This is a genomic window from Vibrio rotiferianus (assembly GCF_002214395.1).
Taxonomy (GTDB): Bacteria; Pseudomonadota; Gammaproteobacteria; order Enterobacterales; family Vibrionaceae; genus Vibrio; species Vibrio rotiferianus.
The window spans coordinates 419,804-440,650 of the sequence record NZ_CP018311.1 but is presented as its reverse complement, the minus strand read 5'-3'; the positions used below and the strand labels follow the sequence as shown (position 1 = coordinate 440,650).

Below are 20,847 nucleotides of genomic sequence, written 5' to 3'. Positions count from 1 at the left end.
GAGACTTCAATGTAGACCCAGTTTTACGGCATTTCAACTAGTTAACTTTTGGTAACCTAGATAATGAATGGCAAGAAAAAGAAACAGTTAGAAGAGGAAAGCAGAACTTAAAGATACAACGAGGTGGGGGTGTAGTATCAGGAGCTAAGTTCTGCTTAAGGTTCGTTTACCAGTTGAAGAAATCGTTCATTGTTACCAGAGCCATAACTTCAAGCTTGTTGTCTGAATGCGCGACGCGCTCTCGGAAATAGGTTGCCATCGTAGGCATGTCTTTTGCTGATCGAATTTGGAATCGCATAGTGTTTCCTCCTTTGTTGCTGACAGGGTCAGTATGCGAAGAAAAGGGGAGCTGAAAAAGAGAGTAGATTTCTGTGGTTTATTCCTAATAAGCTCGAAAGGGGAGCTAAATCTTCGATTTTTGGCTTTGCGTAGGCAAAAAGGGGAACAAAGTGAACGGAAGTTTTCTTATTTTCTCTTGGATAAGTTGAGTAAAATAAACCTATCTCCACTTTTTGAGGATGCGCAGTGTCTGATCTCAACTTGTTCCGCTACTACCAACGACTGACACCATTAGGTGTTGGTAGTGAAGTCAAAACCACGTTGCAGGAAGTTGCTGATTTGCTGTTCACTTCTCCTCGTCATGCGCGCAGCTTGTTGTCACAAATGCAGACGCTCATGTGGTTAAGTTGGCAGCCAAAAGCGGGCCGCAATCAGCGTTCGACATTGCTCCTAAACATAGAGTTAAGCGCGCTAAAAGAGAGCCTAGCTCTGGAGCGCATTAAGCTGGGTAAGTACGAAAAAGCACTGGCGATTCTCGATGAAGACGAAACTGCATTTGGACGTTTGCTCAAAACCACTTCAGGTGCATCGGTTCAAGAAGGTCGACTCAATATCCAGCTGACTTATAAGCGTATGTTTGAACGTATCGTCCCTCACCAACTTCACCGCAGCAGTGAGCGCTTCTTTCTGCGTCAAATCTATTGTTGCTTGGTATCGAGTGACTACAACGGTGTGGTAAAGCCAGAACTAGCTCATCATTGGCGCTACGATGAGAAGAGCTTTGAGTGGACATTTTACCTTCGCCCCGGTCTAACGTTTCATAATGGGGCGCCGATTGATGCTGATACCGTAGTAAGCCTGTTTGCCAAACTGAGTTCGTTGGAGTATTACCAGAAAGAGCTGGCTCACGTTACCGACATCACCGCACCAAACCCTCTCAAAGTAGTGTTTACCCTGAGCAAGCCAGATTTGGGTTTTGCAGGGCTTATATCTGGGGTGAAATACGGCATTCAACCCGTTAGCCAAGTAAACGTAGCCAACAACAACTTGGTGATTGGTAGTGGCCCGTTTTCGGTGATTGAGCACAATGCGAATCGACTAAAGCTGAAAGCTTTCGATGCTTATTACGCCTGCCGTGTACTTACCGACATAGTGACGATTTGGATCGTCAACGATGAGAGAATGGAGAACCCTTCACTCACTGGTAGTGTGCCTATCAACGTTAGTGAGACTTTATGTGGTCATTATGTTTCGACTCAAGATGACAAAGCCCCTCATGATGGTCAACACACTCGAACTGAAGATGGTTGCTTGTTTGCTCTGTTCAACCATCATGCTAAACAGCCTTTGTCTCGTGCTCAGCGCCGTTATATTGCAGAGTTGATTCAACCTGAGCGTTTGGCAGAAGCGATGCGAAAAGAAAATACAGTGTTTCGCAGCGTTCCTGCTTCTAACTTACTACCTAGTTGGAAGCCTGTTTTACGTCCTTTTGGGGACAGAACCAAGTTACCGAAGACCATCACTATCGCGGGTTACAACTACACTGCGCTTCGTCGCTGCGCTCGTGCTATCTCTTCTCTGCTGGCATTGGAAGGCTGTAAAGTTGAGACGATCATGTATTCCTACAGAGAGCTAAATGAAAAAGCGGAAAATGGAACGCTAGACGAGACGCTGGTGGTGACTAACACCACTTCTGATGACAGCCGTCATGTCTCCGCTTTTACTAACTTCTTTAGCAATGATGTTTTGTACCATACATTAGGTGAAGAAAATGCGCAGTGGCTTGATGAACAGCTGGAAAAGGTGAGGTCGTTGGTTCCCCTTGAAGATTACTTAGTTGCGCTTGAGCCTATTGCTTCCACACTCGTCAGCGAATACTGGATTGCACCTATGTTCCACCATACGCAGACACTGCGTTTCCAAGGTGTTTTAGAAGACGTCGCTCTCACTAACTGGGGTTGGCCAGATATTCGATCAGTGTGGTCAGCAGATTAATCAAACCCGCCACTCGGCGGGTTTTTTGTGTCTTTTCTCTTCCGACCTTCTGCTCGCTATATGTTGAAACTAAGCAACGTTTCGATTTCTTTTAGCAAACAAGTGTGATGATTATCCCTGTTTGAAACTCACTAGCGCCGAATTAGTGAAAAATGAAGTTTGAATTTAATCACGATAAATAGCGAGTCAAGAGTCGTAATGTGATCGAGGTAAATTATTGCGAATTTCTAGAAATGTTTGGATAGGTGCGGAGGTTCAAATTATGCCTATTGACATGTTGCTGAAAGAAAATTTGTTGCTAACTTTCTTTGTCTATTTTTGAGCTACGTTCATTAAAACAAATTGACAGCCATTTAATTGTGATTTGTTGCACAAAAGAGGCGTGCTTGCGCGGTTCTACGACTCTTATTGATAATTAACCCATCGAAACCGAACTGTTGATAGGGTTTAAAAATGCTGTATGAATTAATCGACCACGAACTAGTAGATGTTATTAATGACCGCGCTTACCAATGGCAAGACGCAGTTAAAAAGACAACGCAATACCTAGAAGACAAAGGTTACGTTTCTCAGCAATACGCGGATGCCATCATCCAATCGACCGAAGAAAATGGTCCTTACTATGTGTTGTGCCCTGGACTGGCGATGCCACATGCTCGCCCAGAAACCGGTGTCCTAAAAACGGGCTTGGGCATTCATATTTTCCCTTCACCAGTTGATTTTGGTTCGGACCTTGGTCCTGCCAACATTCTTATTACCCTAGCTGCAAAAGACTCTGATACCCACATTGAGGTGATTCAAGCGCTGAGCGAGATGTTTGTGGACGAAGAGAACATTGCAAAACTGGCACAAGCTTCATCTAAGGAACAAGTGCTAGACATAATAAAAGCATACTAAAAGGAACATAACGTGAAAGCAAACATGCGAGCCAATGTGCAAGCCTTCGGGGGTCATTTGACCGCCATGGTGCTGCCAAATATCGGAGCCTTCATCGCTTGGGGCTTTATTACTGCACTCTTTATCCCAACAGGTTGGATGCCAAACGAAGCGTTTGGAGAACTCGTTGGCCCAATGATCACTTACTTATTACCACTGTTGATCGGTTATACCGGTGGTCAGATTGTTGGTGATAAACGCGGCGCGGTAGCCGGTGCCATTGGTACTATGGGTGTTATCGTTGGTGCGGACATCCCAATGTTCGTCGGCGCGATGATCATGGGCCCACTCAGCGCTTGGGTTGTGGTGCAAATGGATAAGCGAATCCAACACCGTATTCCTTCTGGTTTTGAGATGGTGGTGAACAACTTCTCACTGGGTATTGTGGGCATGATTCTGTGTCTGTTCGCCTACGAGATTGTTGGCCCGGCGGTAACGGCGGCAAACTTGTTTGTGAAATCAGACATCGAAGCCTTGGTGGCAACGGGATTCCTCCCTCTACTAGCAATCATCAACGAGCCTGCGAAAGTGCTGTTCCTTAACAACGCTATCGACCAAGGTATTTATTACCCATTGGGTCTGCAGGCGGCCGCTGAAACAGGTAAGTCTATCTTCTTTATGGTGGCATCTAACCCAGGTCCGGGCCTTGGTATGTTGCTGGCGTACGCGAAGTTTGGTCAAGGTCTGTCGAAACGCTCTGCGCCAAGTGCCATCATTATTCACTTCTTCGGCGGTATTCATGAGCTGTACTTCCCGTACGTGTTAATGAAGCCAATCATGATCTTGGCGATGATTGCGGGTGCAGCGACAGGTATCGCAACCTTCAACCTACTTGATGCAGGTTTGGTAGCAGGTCCAAGTCCAGGCTCAATCTTCTCTTACCTAGCATTGACTCCGAAAGGCAGCTTCTTAGCGACCATCGCAGGTGTCACAACAGCAACAATTGTTTCCTTCCTTGTCGCAAGTGCGATTCTGAAGATGAGCAAGGCAGAAGACAAAGAAGATGAGTTTGAACAGTCAGTCTCTGAGATGAAAGACATGAAAGCGGAAGGCGCAATCAAACCAGTTGCCGCTGCAACACAAGAAGTAAACAAACCAATTGCATTTGTCGCATTCGCTTGTGATGCGGGTATGGGCTCAAGCGCGATGGGAGCTTCAACCTTCAAGCGCAAGTTAGTTCAAGCTGGGATTGATATTGAAGTGAAGAACTTCGCCATCGAAAAAGTCCCAAGTGACGCTGACATCGTCGTGACGCACGAAAGCTTAGAAAGCCGAGCGATTAAAGCAACAGGCTTGCCAGTAATAACGATTAAGAACTTCCTCAATGATCCAGCGCTCGATGAGCTGATGGACAAGATTAAGCAACAAACGGTCGCAACTGAGCAACCAGCCTAACAATGCAGTATGGGGCGGAACCTACCGCCCCATTTAGGAGAGAAATCATGGTACAAACAACGGCAGCGGTTATCTGTGGCGAGAAAGACGTTCAACTAAGAACCTTTGATTTGCCAAGCATTTCAGCCGATGAACTTCTGGTTAAAAACATTTCAAACAGCATCTGCTTGTCCACTTACAAAGCGGCATTGTTAGGTAGCAAACACAAACGCGTACCTGAGAACATCGATGAAGTGCCAGTGATGACGGGCCACGAATACGCAGGTGTGATTGTTGAAGTCGGTGAGAACCTAAAAGACCAATACAAAGCAGGCGATTACTTTGTACTGCAACCAGCAATGGGGTTGCCTACTGGTTACTCGGCGGGTTACAGCTACGAAACCTTTGGTGGCAACGCAACGTATTCCATCATTCCGAAAATCGCTATCGATTTAGGTTGTGTGCTGCCTTACCACGGTGATTACTTTGCAGATGCGTCTTTGGCTGAACCAATGTCATGCATCATTGGTGCTTATCACGCGAGTTACCACACTACGCAATACGTGTATGAGCACGATATGGGCATCAAAGAGGGTGGAGCGTTAGCGCTACTTGCGTGTGCTGGCCCTATGGGCATTGGCGCGATTGATTACGCGATTAACGGACCTGTGAAGCCAAAACTGATTGTGGTAACAGACATCGACGCTGCACGCTTAGATCGAGCAGAGTGCTTAATTCCGGTAGTGAAAGCAAAAGAGCAAGGCGTTGAGCTGCATTACGTGAACACAGCTCAAGTCGATGACCCTGTGACTTATCTGAAAGCGCTGAACGATGGCAAAGGTTACGACGATGTGATGGTGTATGCGGCGGTATCGCAAGTGCTAGAACAAGCCGATGAGCTGTTGGGTAACGATGGCTGCTTGAACTTTTTCGCAGGCCCTACCGATAAAAAATTCAAAGTACCGTTTAACTTCTACAACGTGCATTACGAATCAACGCACATTGTGGGCACGTCTGGTGGCTCGACCGGCGACATGGTGGAATCTATCGAGTTGTCTTCACAAGGTAAGATCAATCCATCGTTCATGATCACCCACGTTGGTGGCTTGCAAGCTGCACCGCATACGATTTTGAATCAGTTGGATATCCCGGGTGGTAAGAAGTTGATTTACCCGCATATTGACCTGCCATTGACCGCGATTGATGATTTCTTATCGTTGGCAGACCAAGACCCGTTCTTCGCCGAATTAGACGCAATTTTGAACGCTAACAACTATGTGTGGAACGCACATGCAGAAAAAGCGTTACTTGAGTTTTATGACGTGAGCTTAACGGTTTAGTTGCAACGAATTTGTGTGGTAGCCTTTGCGCTGCCACATAATGGAGAGGTCATAATACGTTGTCACGTGAAGACGAATTACTGGAGAAACTGGACGAGTGCGAAAATGCGACTGCGTTTCTTCAGGTTTCTAACAAAATAATTAACCTCAAGTTAAAAGCATTACTTCCGAGCGTGTTCGTCCAAGACGATCTGGTGAAGGAGTATGCTGTGGATCCTTTATTGAAAGAAGATGGTCCGTTGGTGACGACCGATGTGGTATCGAAGCTGATGTTTGCGATGGGCAAAATCTCTTTGGAAACTTACGCCGATATCGGATTGTACGATCAGGTCTTGGAGTACGTGGTTAGCCAACCGGAGAAAGTCGAATTTGCGGATGACGTGATTTACGACTTCATCAAAAACCAAGCGGTACTCTCTTCTCAGCAAGACAGCTTTTATCTTGAGTCGATCAATCAGCTTAAGTTCTCTTCGTTTGAGTCCTTTTCGCAAATGAGATACGAATCTCTCATCAAAACAGTGTTGAAGCTGTCGTGTGAAATGTTGATAGAAAGAATCGAAGGGGAGATCAATCAATAAGGGTTCACCATGAAAGTGAATTTAAACGTCAGTGGTTTTGAAACCGAAGCTACCTTTCCTGATGCCGACGTAAAGCGAATCCATCAACCTCTTATCGAAAAGTTTACCCGTCTTTATCACGAGAAGCAGGAACGCATTGTCGTGTTTTTGTGTGCCCCTCCGGGCAGCGGTAAGTCAACCCTAGCTGCGTTCTGGGAACACCTTTCTGAACAAGATGAAAACCAAGAGCCACTTCAGGTTCTGCCTTTTGATGGTTTTCACTATCCGAACGAAATCCTCGACAGCAACACCATTGAGCGTAATGGCGAAGTTGTTCCGCTGCGCAGCATTAAAGGTTCTTACGAAACGTTCAATCTCACTGAGCTTATCGACAAGCTGAAACAGCTTAAAGTGAAAGACAGCAAATGGCCTTACTATGACCGTAACCTGCATGATCCGGTTGATGATGCCATTCAAGTTAACCGTAATATTGTCGTTGTCGAGGGCAACTGGTTGTTGCTTGATGAACCGGTATGGAAAGAACTGCATCGCTTGGCCGATTTTACGGTGTTTATTGATACTCAAGCGGAGTTTCTAAAAGAGCGTTTGGTTAATCGAAAAATCCGTGGCGGTACAGATCCAGATGCCGCATTGGCGTTCTACTTACGTTCTGATGCGGTCAACGTTGATAAAGTGCTGAATCACTCGATTCCTGCTGACTTATCGTTGTTTCTTAATCAAAACGGTTCGTTCGACATTCGATAGTTCGTCCACAATCTCAGGAGGTCACCATGGATATCGTGATTGATAGCCACACCCATACTATTGCCAGTGGACACGCTTACAGCACGATTTTAGAGAACGCATTGTCTGCTAAGAATAAGGGGCTAAAACTTCTTTGTACCACCGATCATGCTCCCGAGATGCCTGGAGCCCCTCACTACTGGCATTTCAACAATCAAAGAATTTTGCCCCGCTTTTTACATGAGATCGGCATTCTCCGTGGCGTCGAAGCCAACACGCTGAATGTGAAAGGGGAGATAGACTTACCACCGTCCTCTGACCAACATCTTGACTGGGTGATTGCGAGTTTCCATGAACCCGTATTCAAGCCAGCAACGGAAGCTGAGCATACCGCCGCCCTGATAAATGCGATTCAAAGCGGCAGAGTGGATGTTCTTGGTCATTTAGGTAACCCAAATTACCCATTCGATATGGAACAGGTGCTGCGCTGCGCGAAAGAGCACAATGTTGCGGTTGAAATTAACAATACATCTTTGACTGGCAAAAGCCGTAAGGGCAGTGATTCTCGTTGTGATCGCATTGTCGAATTGGGCAAAGAGATTGGCGTTTACTTCAGTACAGGGTCGGATGCCCATTTCAGTGAAGAGATTTCCAAGTTAGATTTGGCAATTGCGTTGCTGGAAAAACACGGTGTGGATGAAGAGAAGATACTCACTACATCGACGAGTCGATTCTTGAACTTCTTATTGCTGAGAGGTAAGAAGAGAATTCCCGAGTTTGAATGCCTGTACTGAGAAATCGACTATGCTAAGGCTCAGTGGATTTAGCTTAGTTATTGACAAATAAGGTTATACGTAAGCCGAAGAATAAGCCCGGCACGTTCGGGTTTATTCTCCGTAGCCACTTTTCTCATGAACAGGTAGAGTTTTTGTGGACAAGGAAAATCAACTTCGTCAGCAACGTTTGAGCATCCGGGCTGAGCAAGCGAGCGGCAGTTAGGACATCTTCCGCGACCACATGATCAATATCTCGAATATCTAAAGCTACGTCTAGATCTGTCAGTTGCAGAGCACGCAAAATTGCTCTGTACTGGGAGAGCTTCATGTCAGATTCCCCCCTTTCAATGCGTTGATATGTCTTTAAGCTCATTCCTGCTGCTTGAGCCATTTTTTCTCTGGAAACGCCTTGTTCTTTCCTTCTTTGAATAAGAACTTCAACGATTGGGTCAATATGCATAAGCGCTCCATTTGGACAGATTTGACCTAAACGACGCAAATTGTGGACCAAGTTAACTAGCACGTATTTACCCGCAAATGAATTTTTTATAAAAATGCTGTTCTAATAAAAACGTAGATTATTCAGTCAGTTTGCGGCAAATGAAAATACATAACAGAAAATTATCAGACAAATGGCGATTAAAAGATCGCAAAATGCAACGCATTTTAGATGATCTAGTAGATGAGTTAAGAGTGCATTGCAAAGAAAGCAATCTAGATATGGGGTGGTTGGTAAAAGAATCCCAAAAAAGGTTGATGGTGTATAAAGAACTATATATGCATCGAGCACTTATTGATGAGCGTGAAATACAGGACGCTTTTGAAAGGCTTAGTGAGCAGGAAAAGCAAATTGTCGCTTTGGGTGAAGATAATTTGACGGCGGTAATCGACTCACTAAATCGAGAAATATAATGTTCAAGTTGAGAAGGTTGCTAAAGGCAACCTTCTCAAAGCTATTACTTAATCAAGTGCTGCCCCATTACACCATCGCCTTTTTCTAAGCGAGATGAAATGTCACCAAATAGATCCGATAAGTCGGCTTTAATGGTGTAGTTATGTCCGTCATTCAACTTGTTAAAGTCCACTGAGTACTGCGTGTAACTGTCATCATACTGGTAACGCACGTTCATTACTTTTTGGTCTAGGTTGTACACCAAACCATAGATGGTTGCGTAGCCACGCATTTCGCCATTCACCGGGCGGTTTGCCGCATCCAATGGGATTTTATAGGTCACACTATCCAGTTTCGCAATGCCATTGGTGTAGCTGCTAGGCTCTTTAAGCTGATCCTTCATGTAGCTGTTCCAGATAAAGCGTTGAGCAGAATTAATGTTACCCGGGATCGGGAACTCACCATTCACATCACTCTTCGCTTTTGGTTGCGCTTCTTGCCAGTTTTTCAAGTGTTGCGCGTACTCTGGGCTGTTAGTCATCACGTCATATTGTTTGCCGTGATGAACTTGCCAAGCGCCGTCGATGTATTCCAACACAGCAGAGTCACCACTTGCGTCTTCTAATGAGTAATGTCCCTTCATTTCAATGCCATTGTGGCTGAACTGTTGGATTTGGATTGAATCTAGATTCTTCAACGCTTCATCAACGGACGCGAAGCTATCAATCAAATAGGCGACAAAGCGCGAGTTTTCGATTTGTTGTTTGCCAGCTTGTGGTACGCCTGGGTTTTCCTCATCTAAAAACAATGCATTAGCCGCAAAGCCTTTCTCGTTGAAGCCATCAATAATGCCCACGCCGTAAATACTCACACCAATGGAAGCGTATTTCGATGTCCACGTAAGCGCATCGCCTTTATCGTAGCCACGGTAGGTTTGACCAGCGTGACGTACATCGATGGTTGGCTGGTTGGCTTCCATCCAGTCCATAGTACGAGAAACAAATACCCCGTGGTCTTGAGTCTCCCAAACCAAACGTGAACACGCATTGGCGGCGGTAGATATGCTGCCGATTGCCGTTGCGACAGATGCTATTAGAAGTACCTTTTTGCTAAAACCTTTCATTGAATTGCCCTCGTAACGTTTCAATATGTGCTCATTATTACGCTTTGTATTCATCATGTAATCTCAGTTTTGTTGCAAATATTGCAACATTCAGGATCGGATTGAATTAAGATAAACGAGTCCATTGTTTGAGGAGCTTCTTATGCCTAGAGCCAGTTTAGACCAACTTACTGCATTTGTTGCTGTCGCTGAGCATGGTTCATTCAGCCAAGCCGCGAGGGTTGTTGGGAAAGACCGAGCGACGCTTCACCATCAAGTCAGCGATCTAGAAATTGATTGGGATGTAACCTTATTTGAACGCAAAGGAAGAACGCCAGTCTTGACGGAAGTAGGGGCGACGTTACTTACTCAAGCCAAGCACATTCTTTACCAAATGCAGTCTTTAGAGCTTTCTTGTGACAGCTACTCTCAAGGGGATATCCCGGAGATAACGATTTGCCATGATATGTCGGTGCCGTGTGATGCCATAGCGGATATCGACCTGTCTCTGCGCAAGCAATACAAGAACACTGCGATTCATTGGTTGCATCGAAGCCGTGATGAAGCGTTAGAGATGCTAATGGCGAAACAAGCGGACTTTGCAGTGGTACTTAACCGAGGACAAGCATTTCCAACCGAAGGAATGTCGTTTATTAACTTGGGCTATCCTAAGTTTACCTTCTACGCCCATAGGCAAAGCCTGATAGTTCAGAAAGCCGTTGTGACTTTGCAAGATCTTGCGTCACACCATCAATACATCGCTGAGAATTTCAGCACGAGTGCACTAGGCAACCAGCAGGTGATGTCGCCCAACATATCTCGCATCAGCAACATCGATGTATTGATGCGATTATTGAAAAATGAGGGCTTTGCCTTGCTTCCACATCACTTAGTGCAAGCTCACGATGAAAAAGGTGAATTTGTTCCATTAAACATCGATTTTATGGCGAATGAAGGTCGTGCAGGGTATGTGTTACTTAAACGAGGCAACACGCTAAGCCCTGTGCATCAAAAGCTGGTGGCATTGGTGACCGAGTGGTTTGATAAGCAGGCTTAATACCTGAAAGCTTATCTAGCGGGGCCGTACTGGATTAATTAAGCCCCAACCTTAATGAAATATCGCCATCATCAAGCACGCCATCTTCATGAAACCCGAACGCACGATATAGCTTTCCCGCTTGCTTATTGGTTGGTTTGTGCATTGTGAGTAGGGTTTTACCGCCAAGTTGCTGCACCTCTTCTACAAGTAAGCTTAGTACTTGCTTTCCATAGCCTTTGTTTTGATGATCTTTATCGATCATAAAACGAAATAGCCAGTAAATGGAGTAATCGAGTGGTTCGTCTTCATGGCAAAACGCAAGTAAACCGATCACAGTCTCTTGCTCATAAATCGCTTTCAACCGGTAGTCGGTCTCAAAGCGTGATTGAGCAATCGTAATCGCGTTGGAGGCAAGATTTTCTTCCTGGTCAGGATGCAGATTGAGACGAATACAGTCTAGGTAGTTTTCTTTGGTGAGCTCTCTTAGTGAGATCATAAATACGGGATTCCTTCTTCCTTAAAGCAAAAGAAGTAAAGCTTACTATTCAGTAAGATAGCAAATGAGATAACTAACGGCGGGGTAAAGCTGTGAGGGAGTTCATAGACGGGCGGCGCCAAAGAAAGCCGCCAGACTATTGGTATTTATTACGAGATGGGTGTTTGCCGCGAGGCTAGCACTTATCGCATGAAGAACCGTTTTGGTTGCAATCTGTCATACGACCTTGCTTGTCGAATGAGAAGCTACAACATTTTTCAAACAGCTTTTTCAATTCTACACGTCCTTTCTGAACACGTGATTTGAGAGTCGAGTAACTGATGCCTTGTTGTTCTGCTAGCTTCTTCTGACTCATGCCTTCGAGCTCAATAGAAGCGAGCAGTTGCGATTGCTCTTCTGGTAGCGCCTGCACAAACGGCGCAATGCACTTCGAGAGTTCTTGTTTAAGGCTCGCTTCTTGTTCTTCAAACCAAAGATCGTCAGCGACGAGATCATTATCACGCTGATTTCGCGCACGTTTACGGTAGAAATCGATGATGGCGTTATTGGCGATTTGGAATAGCCATGATTTCACGCTTGATACGTCGCGAATGTCCCCAAGATTATGATACGTCTTGAGTAAGATCTCTTGTTTTAAGTCGTCTACGTCGTCTTCATTACTGACTTTAGAGCGTAAGAAAGCATGAATAGCGTGTTCGTATTCGCTCCAGATCGATTCAAGGTTAGCAGTTTTCATTGATGCAACACTCGTCACGCAAGAAGCCAATCACCGTATCTAAGCATTCATACTCAGCGACACAATACAAAGTGCGACCGTCACGGCGCTGACTGATTAAGCCGGCTGAGGCAAGGCTCGAGATGTGATGAGAAAGCGTAGAAGCTGGAATGCCGAGTTTATCTTGTACGCCACCAACTGCGATACCTTCGTAGCCCGCTTTAACCACCTCTTTATAGATACATAAACGAGTAGGGTGTCCTAACTCTTTGAGCGCTTTTGCTACAGCTTCGAGTTCCATACTGACCTCTTGGAATGACAGACGATAAATACATTTCGATGATAGTGAAAGTGTGGATGAATAGCAAACAAGAAAGTTTCAATAGTTAATTTGTTGATAAATAAGAACTAAAATTATATTTCGATATTTATCGAAATATAATGGTTGACGCATTGTTTTTTAATTCTATAATTCGAGAAAAATAGAAATGAAGAATTCAGCTTCATTAGGAAATTTACAGTTACTGATGTGACATCAGTAGGAGAATCAATATGAATCCAGAAATCATGACTATGGCTAAGGAAGCGCTTGATATGTTTGCGTTTCTAGCAACCGAACTTATCATCCTATTCCTAGCGATTAGCTACATTGTGGGTGTGTTGCAAGATTTTCTAACGCCAGAAAAAATTCAATCGATCCTGAGCTCGAAAAAGGGTAAAGGCTACTTCATTGCTGCGCTATTAGGTTCGATTACGCCTTTCTGTTCGTGTTCGACGATTCCTCTCTTGAAAGGTCTATTGCGTGCAAGAGCAGGTTTCGGACCTATGATGGTGTTCTTATTTGCAAGTCCACTGCTTAACCCAGTGATCATTGGCTTGTTTGTGGTGACCTTTGGTTGGAAAGTCGCGGTATTCTACTTTGTTATCGCAATGACGGTGTCTGTGGTTGCGGGCTATGTACTAGAAAAGCTGGGCTTTGAACGTTACGTAAAACCAGAAGCGTACGAAGCAGCAGGCACCTCTTCATGTGGTACATCTTGCGGTGATTCAAGCAAGAAAAAAGAACAAGCGAAACCAGTATCAAGCTGCACTACCAGCGGTTGTGGCGAATCTGCACCAGTTGCAGCAAAAACATCTTGTTGTGGTGATAGCGAACCAAAAGCAGAGCCTAAAGTGGAAGTGTCTTGCTGTTCATCAGACGGTACTGCAACAGCAACAATCGTGGAAGAAAAAGAACCTAGCCGCTGGGTACGTATTTGGCACTCAACTTGGAAAGACTTTAAACAGGTGTTCCCTTACCTGATGATGGGTATTGCGATTGGTTCATTCATTTACGGCTTCATCCCAACGGATCTTATTGCGGAGTACGCAGGTGAAGCGAAGTGGTACGCGATTCCAGTAGCAGCAATTATTGGTATTCCATTGTACATCCGTGCAGAGGCCGTAATTCCACTAAGTGCAGCACTAGTACAAAAAGGTATGGCACTGGGTTCAGTAATGGCTCTTATCATTGGTAGCGCAGGTGCAAGTCTTACAGAAGTGATTTTGTTGAAATCAATCTTTAAGAACCAAATGATTGCAGCCTTCCTATTCGTTATCTTAACGATGGCAATGGGTGCAGGTTACCTATACACCTTCATCTTTGCTTAATGTAATTAAGTAAACTGAAAAACAAAAATCCCCAAGTTTCGGCTTGGGGATTTTTATTCTGAAAGACTTAAAGCTTATCGCTCGCCAAGCACTTCAAATTCATCGTAAGTGAGGCGAGATAGGCCATCTTCTTGAATTTCCCACAATTCTTTGTGCACGACACCAAACGCCTTGTTCATCGTCCAATCTGACGTAAGAATGTAGCCATTTTCGCTGTCTTTTTCCCACTTAGTGTTGGTGTAGTCCACGCTGTTAAAACCTTGGTCCATGATGTTTTGCCAGAATGCTTGGATCGCTCCACGTCCCTCAAAGGTGCCAAATGGTTTTGCAATCATAACCGCATCTTCAGCGTATTGTGCTGCACAGCCCGCAGCGTCTTGATTGTTGAAAGCGATTTGCCATGCTGAAATGCCTGCTTGAGCGCGTTCTAAAACTGATTGAGTCATCCTGAATATCCTTTAATTGGTGTTTGTTTATGTAGCAATCATAGGGTTAGAATTGAGATAGAAAAACAAAGTAATAAGAATTGAATGTTCTGTAAAAAAGAACAATAAGGAAGGGCGATGAATAAGCTGCGTTTAATGTCTCTATTCGTTCATATTGTTGAATGTGGGTCGATCTCCAAAGCTGCAGAAAAGTTGGAGCTTTCTAAGTCGGTATTGAGCTCTGCATTGAAGCAGCTAGAGCAAGAGCTAGATACGTGTTTGCTCAAACGCACAACGAGAAAGCAAGCATTAACCTCCGCTGGTGAACGTTTTTATCAGCAGTGTGCGCAAATGACAAAGCAAGCTGAAGCGGCATGGTTAGAAGCGGCAGAGTTGAAGCAAGTGCCTACGGGAAAACTAACCGTCACTGCGCCACATGCATTAATGCGTCCGATAGTGCTCCCTGCTTTAACGAGCGTTTTTTCTGATTACCCAGATGTGCATTTAAATCTAGTCAGTGATGATAAGCATGTGGATATTGTTCAGCAGGATATCGACCTCGCGGTGCGAGTAGGGGCATCTGGTGATTCGAACATAAAACAGCGTAAAGTGGGGCAGTTTTGTGATGTATTATGTCGGGCTAAAGAGACTCATGCTGACATTGAAGCCACTTCCTATATCGCTCAACACTGGCAGGTGGAGCCCATTGTTCATGCATTCTCTTTGGATGAGAAAGAGCACCAAGTTCAATACTTAGTAAAGCATCGTGCAAATACTGTGTTTGATGTAGAGAGCCTTTTAGAAATGGGATTAGGTTTTGGGATCTTGCCTGACTTTATGTTGGCCTCGAACTCGCTTCTTGAACCTGTACCTCAAGCTAAAGCGTCAAAGGTGAATCCGATTTATGTGTTGCATCCATATCAAGCTCACGTGCCGATGGCGGTAACATTAGCGATAAAGGCAATTGAAGAGCGTATCGAAGAAGTGATTTTATGTAGAAACTAGGGGCAGAGCGGAACAATAGGAGGAGTCCGAAATTAAAGTTGCTGCATTTTTATTCAGGATCAATCTTCATCATTTTTTCACCCCGCGTTCAAACTCCCTCGTCTACACTGTTTGATGAGTTGGCAGTTGGCACACCAAGGAGGCAGCCATGATTGCAGTTCATCGAGAGTATTGTTTATCGAATAGCCCAGATTTACACGCCCATATTGAAGTCAATCCTGTAGGCAAATTGGAAGTAGAAATTGTCGAGCTTCAAGAGCACCATAGCACCGAATTTGATGACCTTTCTTTTGAAAGCAGTGGGGCTCAAACACGCATTTGTGGGAAGGAAGACACAGTTCCATGGCAGTTTACTCTTGCCAAAACCGATGCATTGGAGCTTTCTCATCTTGTGGATGAAGCAAATGAGGAATACGAGATGCTCATGAGTGATCTTATGTAGTTTCCCATTTTCTTGGGTGATAAAAAACCTCCCAGAGAGAGGTTTCAGAATTTATTTAGGCACTTCTTTGCAAGGTTGCAGCTCTTGGACGTTGTCTTCGTTGAAGTCGTCTGCGTATCCCTTCGGTGGCGGTGTCCAACCGCGTTCTGAACGGGACAGTTTATCGTGACGATCTTTCTGCATCTCTTCAGCCATCCTCTCCTCAAGGTGAATAAATAGTTGACGGAAGTTGTTATCGTAACGTTCGCCCTCAGAGTCATCGGCCCACGCTTCGTAAAGCATGTCTGATTTACGATCCTCTACCCGCTTATACGTTGTTTTTTGCTGCTCAACATAAAATGGGTGAATTCCAAGAGATTTCATTACGTGTCCACCCATTTCTAATGCAGAGTGGTACGTCTCGGATTCGATAATATCGGCTCCGGCTTGGCGGAGCAGGTAGCCATGGCCACGGTCGAACGCGCGAGCGATTACTTTCACTTTTGGATAGGTGTGCTTAACGTATTTGACCAGTTCGACACTGGCTTCTTGGTTATCAATGGCAACCACAAGTGCGGCAGCGTGTTCAATTCCTGCGGTATGTAACATGTCTGGGCGCATGGCATCACCAAAGTAAGCACGTGTACCTATTTGACGCATGTTATCTACTTGACTGGCTTGGTGATCTAGCACAACCGTCTGAACGCCATTAGACACTAATAGGCGATTGACGATCTGACCAAATCGGCCAATACCTGCGATGATGACCGTACCTTGTTCTTCAATCGTGTCGCTTTCGCGCTCGTTAGATTCACTCTCAAAGCGAGGAAGAATGACTTTGTCGAACAGGATGAATAATCCTGGCGTCAAGAACATTGAGATCGCAACAACCAATGCCAGTGTTTGTGAAAGCTCGAATGGAATCACGTGGTTTTGCACTGAGAAGCTCAGAAGTACAAAGCCAAACTCACCCGCTTGCGCTAAGCTCAACGTAAACAACCATCGGTTGCTGCCTTTGATGCGGAAAATGAAAGCAAGAATAAACAGAATCGCCGCTTTCAGGATCATCACACCTAGCGTAAGAGCGATGATCAAACCAAAATCGCTGAACAGTACTGAGAAGTCGATGCCTGCGCCAACCGTGATAAAGAACAGACCCAGCAGCAAACCTTTGAATGGTTCAATGTTTGACTCCAATTCATGGCGGAATTCACTGTTCGCTAATACTACGCCTGCTAAGAAAGTACCTAGAGCAGGAGATAAACCCACTAGGCTCATCAAAGCAGCAATGCCGATCACCAGCATCAGTGCCGTTGCGGTAAAGATTTCACGCAGGCCAGAGCTTGCTACGTAGCGGAATAGTGGACGACTTAAGAAATGTCCGCCAACAACGACAATAGCAATAGAAGCCGTAATCACTATGCCGTAAGCCCAGCCAGGAAGTCCAGCAACCAAGCTGAGTTCTTCATGATGTTCTGCGGCTGCTTGAGCTGCCGATTGTGCTTGTTCTACCAACTCTGGCAGTGCCAACAGTGGAATAAACGCCAGCATTGGAATAACTGCGATATCTTGGAAAAGAAGTACCGAGAACGCGTTTTGACCACCTTCGGTTTTGGTTAATCCTTTTTCACTAAAGGTTTGCAGAACAATCGCAGTGGATGACAGCGCAAAAATTAAGCCGATTGCCAGTGCAATGGTCCATGGCTGACCAAAGTAAATTGCGATTGCCATAATTAGCGCAGTAGTACCACCAACTTGGAGACCACCTAAGCCCATTAAGCGGTTACGCATCGCCCAAAGCATTTTGGGCTCAAGCTCTAAACCAACAAGAAATAACATCATCACGACGCCAAATTCGGCGAAGTGTTGAATAGTCGTGGTCTCTTCACCGACTAATCCAATGATTGGCCCAATAACCACACCAGCGATCAGGTACCCCAGTACCGAACCTAAACCTAAACGCTTTGCTAGAGGGACGGCTATAACGGCGGCAATAAGATAAACGAAGGCTTGTAAGAATATCCCTGTCATGACGCTTCCTTAATCAGTTGTGGGAGTGCGCTGTTGAGTTTGATGAGTGAAGCGGCAGCTTTGAGATCCAGCGTATCATTGACTAACGCACTAAGTAGCGTTTTGTAACGCTCTATATGCTGATCAATTCGGTTTTCTTCTTGCGCGGTACGAGAACCAAACAGCGCCAATGGTGCAATGTAATGCATCCCGGTGAGCGCAGACATCTGCTCGATAGGAGCAAGCAATTCTCGAATAGTGAAATGGTTGTAACCTTCAGCTTTATACGCTTCTTCTTTACCGCCTGCAGAGAGCACACAGAGTAGTGTTTTTCCTTGTAGTTCAGTTCCTTCAGAGCCATAAGCAAAACCGTACTCTAACACCAAATCTTGCCACTCTTTTAAGATGGCGGGTGTCGAGTACCAATATAATGGAAACTGAAAAATCACCACATCATGATCACGCAAACGCTGCTGTTCGCGGTCTATGTTGATATTGAAGTGCGGGTATTCAGCGTAGAGATCTACGCAAGTGACGCCTTCAACAGTGTTCGCAGCTTTAAAAAGAGGAGCGTTAACTTCTGAGCGATGCTGGGAAGGATGCGCAAAGAGAATGAGGACTTTTTTATTTATCATAGGAATCCTTGCTATGCGTCTAAACCATTTTTGGTATAGGAATGAAAGGCTTTTGATTGCTGTAACAAACTGTAACTCATAAATGATGCCCTATCTACTTTAGTGATTGAACAAACGAAAGGTAAGCTCATTTTCAATAATAAGCGCTATGCATGGGGTGGTATCATCCTTTGGGGGAGCAGGGTTCGAGCATGAACTGCTTTTGTTATTTTTACGTCATGAAGACGTATCGATCGCAAATAATTGGTGTTTGCTGGTTGGAAAGTCGTCAAATCTGTTCGTATGCTGAATAATAACCCAAAGTTATCAACGACGTAATTTTATGGCAAAAGACCTCTTCTCTAATCTCGACCTCAATTTACTGAGGACGTTTATCATCCTTCATCAAGAACGAAACATGCGACGTGCGGCTGAGCGATTATTTGTTTCTCAACCAGCAGTGAGTAAGGCATTGCAGAGGCTGCGGGATCATTTTGACGATGAGCTATTTGTTAAAACTCATCACGGTTTGAGAGCGACTGAATATGCTAACGAATTGGCTGAAAGCCTTGCACCGTTACTCGATGAAATATCCATTACACTCAATGGCTCTAAAGATTTTAATCCATTGGAGATGAATGGGACGATTAAGCTCGCTTTAGCGCCATTTATTCTTAGCTCGTATGCAAGCGAAATCTTCCAAGCAATCAGACAAGCGGCACCTAACGTTCAAGTACATTTGCTTAACTGGTCTCGCTCTACCATGGATGAGATCATTAAGGACGAAGTACTCCTTGGTGTAAATTATGAAATCAACCATGCCCCCAAAGAGCTCTTGACGAAAGAGATCGTTAAAGATGCATTTTGTGCTTACGTTCGAAAAGACCATCCTCTGAAAGGTAACTGCCTGAGAGTTTCTGATTGCCAACATCTTGAGTTTGCGACGGTTATCGCTGCAGACTGGAACTCCAATATTTCTTTTTCAGAGAAAATTTTGAAGATCAAAGGGATAGAGCCTAAAATCGCGTTTCGTTCAGAGCTGCCGTCAGCAATTATTGATGTGGTAGCGAATTCAGATATGGTGTTTCCAGCATCAAAAACCGTGAATGTCGATAAGCTGTATAAACTCCGTAGGCTTGATATTGAGCTGGAAGGCATGGTGGTCGAGCCATCATTACTTGCTTATTACCATCATAAGAATCGACGCAATGAAATGGTGCATTGGTTGAGGAACCTAGTGACGAACATTATTGTCGGGCACCTTGACCTTGAAACCGAACAATAATAACCATCAGTTATCAAGCTAACTACCATCGTTTATTAATAACCCGCCGTTAAGTGCGGGTTTCTTTTAAGCGATTAGAGAAAAAAACGCTGTTCAATATACTTCTCTTCATCGGGCAGGGAGTCCACTGAATCTGCAAGAGGCAGCCCTGAATTTCGACAAATTAAGAGAGTAAATCATGAAAGTTAAATTACTAAGTGCCGTTATCGCAGCATCTTTTCTAGCCGGCTGTTCATCATCAGGTTCTTCGGACTCCCCAAGTGAGCCAGCAGGTGTTGCTTCTGTTCAAACCTTTGAAGGTGAGCATTTCGATGGTATGGCAATTCAAGGTGACAACGGCGAGTACAACACAGTAGCTATTCGCGGTGTAGAAGGTAATACCGTATTTAATGTTGGCGGAGAGCTTTACTTTACAGATGGTGATGTAGTTAAAGACGCTTCAGGTAACGTGGTTGGTAATATCGAAGTACGTAATAACGAATTGGTGTTTGTGAATGACAAAGGCTTCGTACACTTGAGCGTAGAAAATGGACGACTGGTTGTGGAAGAGTTTAAACCAACTATTAGCCACCCTATTGAAGATGATGTTGATCCTGGGTTTGGAACGACACCTCCGACTTATGGTGATATTTTTGAGCTCGAAGGCGCTATTGTTGTGATAGGTGATAATGGTAACCACGTGTTCATTAACAAAGATGAGAGTGGTGAAGTTGGAATCCTTGTTGGAGACTCTGGTGCTTACTATACGGTAAATGATGGAGAGATCCGAAATGTTGAAGGTGACGTGGTTGGTCATACTTCGAAAGAAGGTGATAACTACATTGTCCGTCTAGAAGATGGTACTGAAGTGGTATTCCGCAATGAAGATGGACGCTTATTTGCAGGCGTGACCAATCGCCCAGACATCAGTCATCCAATTGAGGGTATACCAACGCATCCAATAGAAGTTCCGTTGCCTGTAAACCCGATTGAAGTAAATCCAGAGAACCCAATCGATGTTCCTGTAAATCTTCCTGAAAATGGCCTAACTCAAGAGCAACGTGCCGAGTTGAAGCAAAAAGTACAGTCTCTGTCACAAGAGCAGCGTCAGCAAATAAAAAGAGCGATTCGTGACCGCGCTGAGCGTTCATAAGTCAATCGCATAAGGGTAATGAGCAAGGAGCCGCTTGAGTAAAGTGGCTCCTTTTTTGTT

General features: G+C 44.7%; 23 protein-coding genes. 14 read left to right on the top strand and 9 right to left on the bottom strand.

Annotation, left to right across the window (positions count from 1 at the left end; all coding sequences use genetic code 11):
• Positions 1-166 precede the first annotated feature (166 nt).
• Entirely contained in the window at positions 167-298 is a 132-nt protein-coding gene (locus tag BSZ04_RS25335; protein WP_009706196.1) for a hypothetical protein, read from the bottom strand.
• A gap of 227 nt (positions 299-525) precedes the next feature.
• Between BSZ04_RS25335 and BSZ04_RS02175 the strand changes: the two genes are divergently transcribed.
• From BSZ04_RS02175 to BSZ04_RS02145, 7 genes are all read left to right on the top strand, one after another.
• On the top strand, positions 526-2,274 hold the full coding sequence (locus BSZ04_RS02175) for an SgrR family transcriptional regulator (RefSeq protein ID WP_088879372.1): 1,749 nt from the start codon (positions 526-528) through the stop codon (positions 2,272-2,274).
• A 453-nt stretch (positions 2,275-2,727) separates the two neighbouring features.
• Positions 2,728-3,171 carry a PTS sugar transporter subunit IIA gene (locus BSZ04_RS02170; protein WP_005425097.1) on the top strand — a complete coding sequence of 148 codons (444 nt, stop codon included), beginning with the start codon at positions 2,728-2,730 and terminating at the stop codon, positions 3,169-3,171.
• 12 nt (positions 3,172-3,183) lie between these two features.
• A complete protein-coding gene (locus BSZ04_RS02165; protein WP_088879371.1) occupies positions 3,184-4,605 on the top strand; it encodes a PTS mannitol transporter subunit IIBC in 1,422 nt (473 codons plus the stop codon).
• A gap of 47 nt (positions 4,606-4,652) precedes the next feature.
• Entirely contained in the window at positions 4,653-5,924 is a 1,272-nt protein-coding gene (locus BSZ04_RS02160; RefSeq protein WP_088879370.1) for a zinc-binding dehydrogenase, read from the top strand.
• Positions 5,925-5,983: 59 nt separating this feature from the next.
• Positions 5,984-6,502 (top strand): MltR family transcriptional regulator, encoded by a 519-nt coding sequence (locus BSZ04_RS02155; protein ID WP_005435522.1) that lies wholly within the window; start codon positions 5,984-5,986, stop codon positions 6,500-6,502.
• 9 nt (positions 6,503-6,511) lie between these two features.
• Entirely contained in the window at positions 6,512-7,246 is a 735-nt protein-coding gene (locus tag BSZ04_RS02150; protein WP_088879369.1) for a nucleoside/nucleotide kinase family protein, read from the top strand.
• Positions 7,247-7,272: 26 nt separating this feature from the next.
• The gene (locus tag BSZ04_RS02145) at positions 7,273-8,019 is read left to right on the top strand and encodes a phosphatase (protein ID WP_088879368.1); all 747 of its coding nucleotides are present in this window, start codon (positions 7,273-7,275) and stop codon (positions 8,017-8,019) included.
• A 115-nt stretch (positions 8,020-8,134) separates the two neighbouring features.
• On the opposite strand, the gene BSZ04_RS02140 is transcribed toward BSZ04_RS02145, so the two are convergent.
• The gene (locus tag BSZ04_RS02140; RefSeq protein WP_088879367.1) at positions 8,135-8,461 is read right to left on the bottom strand and encodes a helix-turn-helix domain-containing protein; all 327 of its coding nucleotides are present in this window, start codon (positions 8,459-8,461) and stop codon (positions 8,135-8,137) included.
• A 194-nt stretch (positions 8,462-8,655) separates the two neighbouring features.
• Here BSZ04_RS02140 and BSZ04_RS02135 point away from each other — a divergent pair, with 194 nt between their 5' ends.
• Positions 8,656-8,913, top strand: a complete 258-nt coding sequence (locus tag BSZ04_RS02135; protein WP_010451142.1) for a hypothetical protein — start codon at positions 8,656-8,658, stop codon at positions 8,911-8,913.
• 44 nt (positions 8,914-8,957) lie between these two features.
• On the opposite strand, the gene BSZ04_RS02130 is transcribed toward BSZ04_RS02135, so the two are convergent.
• Positions 8,958-10,073: a linear amide C-N hydrolase gene (locus BSZ04_RS02130; RefSeq protein WP_088879366.1), complete on the bottom strand. Its 1,116-nt coding sequence runs from the start codon at positions 10,071-10,073 to the stop codon at positions 8,958-8,960.
• A gap of 85 nt (positions 10,074-10,158) precedes the next feature.
• Here BSZ04_RS02130 and BSZ04_RS02125 point away from each other — a divergent pair, with 85 nt between their 5' ends.
• Positions 10,159-11,052, top strand: coding sequence for a LysR family transcriptional regulator (locus BSZ04_RS02125; protein WP_088879365.1), 894 nt, complete (start codon positions 10,159-10,161; stop codon positions 11,050-11,052).
• A 34-nt stretch (positions 11,053-11,086) separates the two neighbouring features.
• Here BSZ04_RS02125 and BSZ04_RS02120 read toward each other — a convergent pair whose 3' ends face one another.
• The 3 genes from BSZ04_RS02120 to BSZ04_RS02110 all read right to left on the bottom strand — a co-directional run bounded on the left by BSZ04_RS02120 (position 11,087) and on the right by BSZ04_RS02110 (position 12,546).
• Positions 11,087-11,530, bottom strand: a complete 444-nt coding sequence (locus tag BSZ04_RS02120; RefSeq protein WP_088879364.1) for a GNAT family N-acetyltransferase — start codon at positions 11,528-11,530, stop codon at positions 11,087-11,089.
• A 175-nt stretch (positions 11,531-11,705) separates the two neighbouring features.
• Positions 11,706-12,266, bottom strand: a complete 561-nt coding sequence (sigZ, locus tag BSZ04_RS02115; protein ID WP_088879363.1) for an RNA polymerase sigma factor SigZ — start codon at positions 12,264-12,266, stop codon at positions 11,706-11,708.
• Complete coding sequence (locus tag BSZ04_RS02110; RefSeq protein ID WP_088879362.1) at positions 12,253-12,546, bottom strand: ArsR/SmtB family transcription factor; 294 nt, start codon at positions 12,544-12,546, stop codon at positions 12,253-12,255. Before BSZ04_RS02110 ends, sigZ begins: the two co-directional genes overlap by 14 nt.
• A 251-nt stretch (positions 12,547-12,797) precedes the next feature.
• Between BSZ04_RS02110 and BSZ04_RS02105 the strand changes: the two genes are divergently transcribed.
• A complete protein-coding gene (locus BSZ04_RS02105; protein ID WP_088879361.1) occupies positions 12,798-13,895 on the top strand; it encodes a permease in 1,098 nt (365 codons plus the stop codon).
• A gap of 74 nt (positions 13,896-13,969) precedes the next feature.
• On the opposite strand, the gene BSZ04_RS02100 is transcribed toward BSZ04_RS02105, so the two are convergent.
• Positions 13,970-14,341 carry a YybH family protein gene (locus tag BSZ04_RS02100; protein WP_088879360.1) on the bottom strand — a complete coding sequence of 124 codons (372 nt, stop codon included), beginning with the start codon at positions 14,339-14,341 and terminating at the stop codon, positions 13,970-13,972.
• A 117-nt stretch (positions 14,342-14,458) separates the two neighbouring features.
• Between BSZ04_RS02100 and BSZ04_RS02095 the strand changes: the two genes are divergently transcribed.
• Both BSZ04_RS02095 and BSZ04_RS02090 read left to right on the top strand, forming a co-directional pair.
• Positions 14,459-15,325 carry a LysR family transcriptional regulator gene (locus BSZ04_RS02095; protein WP_088879359.1) on the top strand — a complete coding sequence of 289 codons (867 nt, stop codon included), beginning with the start codon at positions 14,459-14,461 and terminating at the stop codon, positions 15,323-15,325.
• Between the two features lie 148 nt (positions 15,326-15,473).
• Positions 15,474-15,767, top strand: coding sequence for a hypothetical protein (locus tag BSZ04_RS02090; RefSeq protein ID WP_010451159.1), 294 nt, complete (start codon positions 15,474-15,476; stop codon positions 15,765-15,767).
• Between the two features lie 51 nt (positions 15,768-15,818).
• Here BSZ04_RS02090 and BSZ04_RS02085 read toward each other — a convergent pair whose 3' ends face one another.
• A complete protein-coding gene (locus BSZ04_RS02085; protein ID WP_010451161.1) occupies positions 15,819-17,777 on the bottom strand; it encodes a monovalent cation:proton antiporter-2 (CPA2) family protein in 1,959 nt (652 codons plus the stop codon).
• Positions 17,774-18,391, bottom strand: coding sequence for an NAD(P)H-dependent oxidoreductase (locus BSZ04_RS02080; RefSeq protein ID WP_010451162.1), 618 nt, complete (start codon positions 18,389-18,391; stop codon positions 17,774-17,776). Before BSZ04_RS02080 ends, BSZ04_RS02085 begins: the two co-directional genes overlap by 4 nt.
• A 322-nt stretch (positions 18,392-18,713) precedes the next feature.
• On the opposite strand from BSZ04_RS02080, the gene BSZ04_RS02075 reads away from it, so the two are divergent.
• Together BSZ04_RS02075 and BSZ04_RS02070 are read left to right on the top strand one after the other, a co-directional pair.
• Positions 18,714-19,655, top strand: coding sequence for a LysR family transcriptional regulator (locus BSZ04_RS02075; RefSeq protein ID WP_029561064.1), 942 nt, complete (start codon positions 18,714-18,716; stop codon positions 19,653-19,655).
• Between the two features lie 178 nt (positions 19,656-19,833).
• Positions 19,834-20,787 (top strand): hypothetical protein, encoded by a 954-nt coding sequence (locus BSZ04_RS02070; protein WP_088879358.1) that lies wholly within the window; start codon positions 19,834-19,836, stop codon positions 20,785-20,787.
• The last annotated feature ends 60 nt before the right edge of the window (positions 20,788-20,847 follow it).